This window comes from Cellulomonas algicola (genome assembly GCF_019024305.1).
GTDB classification, from domain to species: domain Bacteria; phylum Actinomycetota; class Actinomycetes; order Actinomycetales; family Cellulomonadaceae; genus Cellulomonas; species Cellulomonas algicola.
Map to the genome: position 1 here is coordinate 1 of NZ_JAHKSJ010000036.1, position 4563 is coordinate 4563.

6 protein-coding genes and 1 pseudogene are annotated in these 4563 nt (G+C 76.2%); 1 reads left to right on the plus strand and 6 read right to left on the minus strand.

Annotation, left to right across the window (positions count from 1 at the left end; genetic code table 11):
• Positions 1-361 (minus strand): annotated as a pseudogene (locus KOV94_RS19725) (hypothetical protein); the annotation flags it as partial.
• Positions 362-403: 42 nt separating this feature from the next.
• Complete coding sequence (locus KOV94_RS19730) at positions 404-1207, minus strand: exodeoxyribonuclease III (RefSeq protein ID WP_124341592.1); 804 nt, start codon at positions 1205-1207, stop codon at positions 404-406.
• Between the two features lie 329 nt (positions 1208-1536).
• Here KOV94_RS19730 and KOV94_RS19735 point away from each other — a divergent pair, with 329 nt between their 5' ends.
• Complete coding sequence (locus KOV94_RS19735) at positions 1537-2292, plus strand: SDR family NAD(P)-dependent oxidoreductase (protein ID WP_124341591.1); 756 nt, start codon at positions 1537-1539, stop codon at positions 2290-2292.
• A gap of 225 nt (positions 2293-2517) precedes the next feature.
• Here KOV94_RS19735 and KOV94_RS19740 read toward each other — a convergent pair whose 3' ends face one another.
• From KOV94_RS19740 to KOV94_RS19755, 4 genes are all read right to left on the minus strand, one after another.
• A complete protein-coding gene (locus tag KOV94_RS19740; protein ID WP_124341590.1) occupies positions 2518-2706 on the minus strand; it encodes a hypothetical protein in 189 nt (62 codons plus the stop codon).
• Between the two features lie 14 nt (positions 2707-2720).
• The gene (locus KOV94_RS19745) at positions 2721-2909 is read right to left on the minus strand and encodes a hypothetical protein (protein WP_160142814.1); all 189 of its coding nucleotides are present in this window, start codon (positions 2907-2909) and stop codon (positions 2721-2723) included.
• Between the two features lie 100 nt (positions 2910-3009).
• Positions 3010-3822 carry an MBL fold metallo-hydrolase gene (locus tag KOV94_RS19750; protein WP_124341588.1) on the minus strand — a complete coding sequence of 271 codons (813 nt, stop codon included), beginning with the start codon at positions 3820-3822 and terminating at the stop codon, positions 3010-3012.
• Between the two features lie 133 nt (positions 3823-3955).
• Positions 3956-4563, minus strand: a 608-nt coding sequence (locus KOV94_RS19755; RefSeq protein ID WP_218052965.1) for an Ig-like domain repeat protein, incomplete at its 5' end; no start/stop codon positions are given.

The following is a 4563-nucleotide window of genomic DNA, read 5'->3' on the forward strand; positions in this document are numbered from 1 at the left end:
AGGCCGACGGTGGGCCGGACGGCTGCGGCGAACCCTGGCCGGGCTGCTGACCCGCCGGCGGCTGGGCGTACGGCGGCTGGCCGTACGGCTGCGGCGCCGGCGCCGGCTGCCCGTACGGCTGCTGCCCGGAGGGCTGCGGCGCGGGTGCCTGCTGCCCGGACGGCTGCTGCCCGTACGGCTGCCCGGCGGCCGGCTGGTGCCCGACGGGCGGCTGCCCCGGCGCCGTCGCGGCGTCCGGCACGGCCTCGTACCCGCTCGGGGGAGGCGGCACGGGCTGCGTCGTCCCGGGCGACGGCTTCGGGTCGTCCGGTGCGGCGAAGGGGTTGTGCTCGGGCGTCGGCCCGCCCGGCTCGTTGCTCATGGCCGCAACCTAGCCGACCGCGCCCACGCGCGGACCCCCCGCTCAGGAGGTCGGTCGGTCGCCGATGTCGAGCACGACGGGGACGTGGTCGGAGGGTGCCTTGCCCTTGCGCTCGTCCCGCACGATCGTCGCGCCCGCGACCCGTGCGGCCAGGGCGGGCGAGGCGTACGTGAGGTCGATGCGCATGCCCTGGTTCCGCGGGAACCGCAGCTGCTGGTAGTCCCAGTAGGTGTAGGTGTGCTCGGCGGGCAGGTGCTCGCGGGAGACCTCGGTGAGCCCGGCCCGGGCGAGCGCGGTGAACGCGTCGCGCTCGGCGGGCGTGACGTGCGTGCGGCCCGCGAACCAGGCGGGGTCCCACACGTCGGTGTCGAGCGGCGCGATGTTCCAGTCCCCGACGAGCGCGAACGGTGCGGCAGGGTCGGCGGCGAGCCAGCCCTCGGCCGCGTCGCGGAGCCGCGCGAGCCACTCGAGCTTGTAGACGTAGTGCGGGTCGTCGACCTCACGCCCGTTCGGGACGTACAGGCTCCAGACGCGGACGCCGCCGCACGTCGCGCCGAGCGCCCGGGCCTCCGCGACGGCGGGTTCGCCCCACGTCGGCATGCCGGGGAACCCGACCTCGACGTCCTCGATCCCGACGCGCGACACGATCGCGACACCGTTCCACTGGCTGAACCCGGACGTGGCGACCTCGTAGCCGAGGGCCTCGAACGGCTCGCGGGGGAACTGCTCGTCCTTGCACTTCGTCTCCTGCAGCGCGAGGACGTCGACGCCGCTGCGCTCGAGGAAGGACACGGCCCGCTCGGTGCGGGCGCGGATCGAGTTGATGTTCCAGGTGGCCAGACGCATGGACGGCGACGTTACCGGCCCGGGCGGACAACCCCGCCCGGCACCTCCGTCCGGCACCTCCGCCCGACACCTCCGCCCCGCAGCCGCCCGGCACCCCCGCCCGGCCTCCCGCCCGACGGCCCTCCCGGCGCCTGGGGCCGTCACGAGCGCCACCCGCTCGGCCGCGGTTGGACCGGGTGGGTGTCGACCGGACGGACGAAAAGGACGTACGGGCTGTTCCTGGGGCGAAGCGCCTCGATACCGTTCCGCCAGCGACGCCGGGTCCGGGGACCGGACCCCGGGATGCCCGGCTCGCACGCACCCGCCGCGCGCGGGTCAGGGAGGACGACGTGGGCGAAGGGCTGAAGGGGCGACGCGCGCTCGTCACGGGCGGCGCGAGCGGGATCGGTCGCGCGGTGGCCGTGGCGCTCGCACGCGCCGGTGCGGACGTCGCGGTCACGCACCTGGCGCACGACCCGTCGCAGGTCGTCGCGGAGATCGAGGAGGAGGGCCGCTCGGCGACGGCGGTCCAGGTCGACGCGCGGCACTCGTGGGACGTCGACAAGGCGGTGAGCACCGCGGCCGCGGCGCTGGGCGGCGGGATCGACCTGCTCGTCAACAACGTCGGCGGCATCGTGGAGCGGCGCATGCTCGCCGCGATGGACGACGCGCACTGGCACCACGTCCTCGACCTCAACCTGTCGTCGGTGTTCTACGCGACGCGTGCGGCGTTGTCGGTCATGCCGGACGGCGGCCGTGTCGTGAGCATCGGTGCGCAGGCGGCCCGCAGCGGCGGCGGGACGGGCATGGTCGCGTACACGACCGCGAAGGCAGCGCTCGAGGGGTTCACGCGGGCGCTCGCGCGCGAGCTCGGGCCGAGGCGCATCACGGTGAACGCGGTCGCGCCGGGGTTCGTCGCGCACACCCCGTTCCACGCGACGCACACGCCGGAGCCGGCCCAGCGGGCGGCGGTCGCGGCCGCGGCGGTCGGCCGGGCGGGGATCCCCGACGACGTCGCGGAGGCGGTGCTCTACCTGGTCTCCGACGGTGCGGCCTTCGTGACGGGCACGGTGCTCGACGTCAACGGGGGCGCGTACTTCACCTGACGCCGACCTGACACCGGCGGAGGCGCCGCGCCCGGCGGGGCGGACGGACCGTCGGACCGGCATGCCGCGCCGGGCGGGACGGATGGAACCGTCGGACCGGTGCAGCGGCGTGCCGCGCCCGGAGGGCGGACGGTCCCCGTCGACCGGCGCAGCACGACGGGACCCGGCCGGCGTGGACCGGACGGATCCCGTCAGCGCGTCAGCGTCCCGTCGCGGCGGGCGTGCTCAGGCCAGCGCGCGGCGCGCGCGACGGCCGGTCGACTCCACGAGCCGCAGGCCGCGCGACACGAGCGTCGGTCCGCCCTGTGCGTGCTCGACGCGGGACGCGATCTTCCCGGCGACACCCGAGACGACGGGCACGACGACTGCGGCGATGAGGACGGTGCGCACGCGGCGCATCAAGAAGGCCCACATGATGGCTCCTCGGTTCAGTCGGGCGGCTCCCCGGCCGACGTCGTCGGGCCCAGGTCGCCGCGGTCCGGCACGTCGGGCGCGTCCGGTGCGGGTGGCGCGTCGCTCGGCAGCGGGTCCTCCTCCCGGCGGGGGTCGTCGGGCGGGAGGTCGTCGAACACCGGCGAGTCCGGCACGCGTCCGGGGTCGGGGATCGGGTTGCTCATCGGGTGCTCCCTCTTCCTGGGAGCGGCCGTGCGGTCGCTCCGCCGTGGTGACGGGCGTCCGCCCTCCCCGACGGTATGTCGACCGCGCGACGCGCGCGCGTCAGGTGAGGTCGTCGAAGTCCCCGCGGGTCCAGGCGGCGTGCCGCTCGGCCGACCGCCGGACGACGGCGGTCGCGTCGGCGGGGATGACGCCGTCGAAGTTGTTGTAGAGCCGGTCGAAGTGTCGCCGCGCCACGTGCTCGGCGACCCGCAGCGCGACCGCGCCCGACAGGGGGATGCGGTTGGGGTAGGACCGCATGAACGACGCCGTGCGGTCGGGGTTGGCGAAGATCGTGTCGCCCGACAGCAGCACCCCGCGGCCCTCGGCGCCCGCGGCCCAGTGCACGACCGCGCTGCCGGGGAAGTGCCCGCCGGGCTGCGAGAGCACGACGCCGGGCAGCACCTCGCGCTCGCCCTCCCACGTCTCGACCACGGGGTCGGGCCGCTGCACCCAGTCCGCGTCGGCCGCCGACACCAGCACGGGGACCCCGCCGAGCGCGCGGCTCCACTCCACCTGCACGCCGAACATGTGCGGGTGCGACGCCGCCACGGCGACCACGTCCCCGAGCGCGCGGACGGCCGCCACGGCCGCGTCGTCGAGAAAGCCCAGCGGGTCCCACAGCAGCATCCCGGCGGGCGTGCGCAGCAGCTTCGACTCCTGGGAGATCCCCACGCCGGGCGACACGGTCAGCCCGAACAGGTCCGGCTCGAGCTCGCGGACCGCGACGCCGTGGCCCTCGGCCTGCAGCGCGTCGAGCGTCGTCCACTCCTGACCGGTCGACGGCACCCACTGCCGCTCGTCGGCGCAGATGGGGCACACGTCGGACCGTGCGGCGCTCTCGACAGCGCACGTCCGGCAGATCCACCACGTCATCGTCGTCTCCTCCGCCGCCCGCGGCGCACGCGGCCGCGGGTCCGTCGCCCATGCTGCCGTGGACCACCCACGACGAGGGAGGGGCCACCGAGCCGCGCCCGGTGACCCCTCGCGTCGTCGTGCGACGCGGCCGTCAGGACACGGCCGCCACCTTCGGGCACGTGAAGCCGCGCGGCGGCGCGACGTACACGAACGGCACGGCCTTCGTGGTGCCGCCCGGCGTGGTGACCCGGACCTCGGCCTTGCCCGCGGCGTGCGCCGGGACCCGCACGGACACCGCGGTGTCGCTGACCACGCGGAACGACGCCGCGGCCGTCGACCCGAACGTCACGCCGGTCGTGCCGGTCAGGTTGCGCCCGACCAGCAGCACCGTGGTCCCGCCGGCCGTGCACGCGACCGGCGGCAGCACGGCCGTGAGCACGGGCTTCACGGCCGCCGGTGTGACGACGAGGTCGAGCGTCGAGGTCGACGACGCGAACGTCGTGTCGCCCACGAACGCCGCCGTGACGACCTGCGTCCCGGCCGTGCCGGCCGTGACGGTGAGCGACGCGGTCCCGTCGGCGAGCGGCACCGTCCGGGGCTGGCCGCCGGCCACCGTGAACGCGACCGCGCCGCCGGGGACGATGCCCGCGGCCGCCACCGTCGCGGTGAGGGTCACGGAGCCACCGCTCGGCACGGTCGCCGGCGTCGCGGTGAGCGTGGTCGCCGTCGGCACGTGCTCGTAGGTGTACGCCACGGTGC

Bases quoted from the DNA above. Each gene is read 5' to 3' on its own strand.
- KOV94_RS19745 (WP_160142814.1), bottom strand. From the start codon at position 2,909: ATGAGCAACCCGATCCCCGACCCCGGACGCGTGCCGGACTCGCCGGTG.
- KOV94_RS19730 (WP_124341592.1), bottom strand. From the start codon at position 1,207: ATGCGTCTGGCCACCTGGAACATCAACTCGATCCGCGCCCGCACCGAG.
- KOV94_RS19740 (WP_124341590.1), bottom strand. From the start codon at position 2,706: ATGTGGGCCTTCTTGATGCGCCGCGTGCGCACCGTCCTCATCGCCGCA.
- KOV94_RS19750 (WP_124341588.1), bottom strand. From the start codon at position 3,822: ATGACGTGGTGGATCTGCCGGACGTGCGCTGTCGAGAGCGCCGCACGG.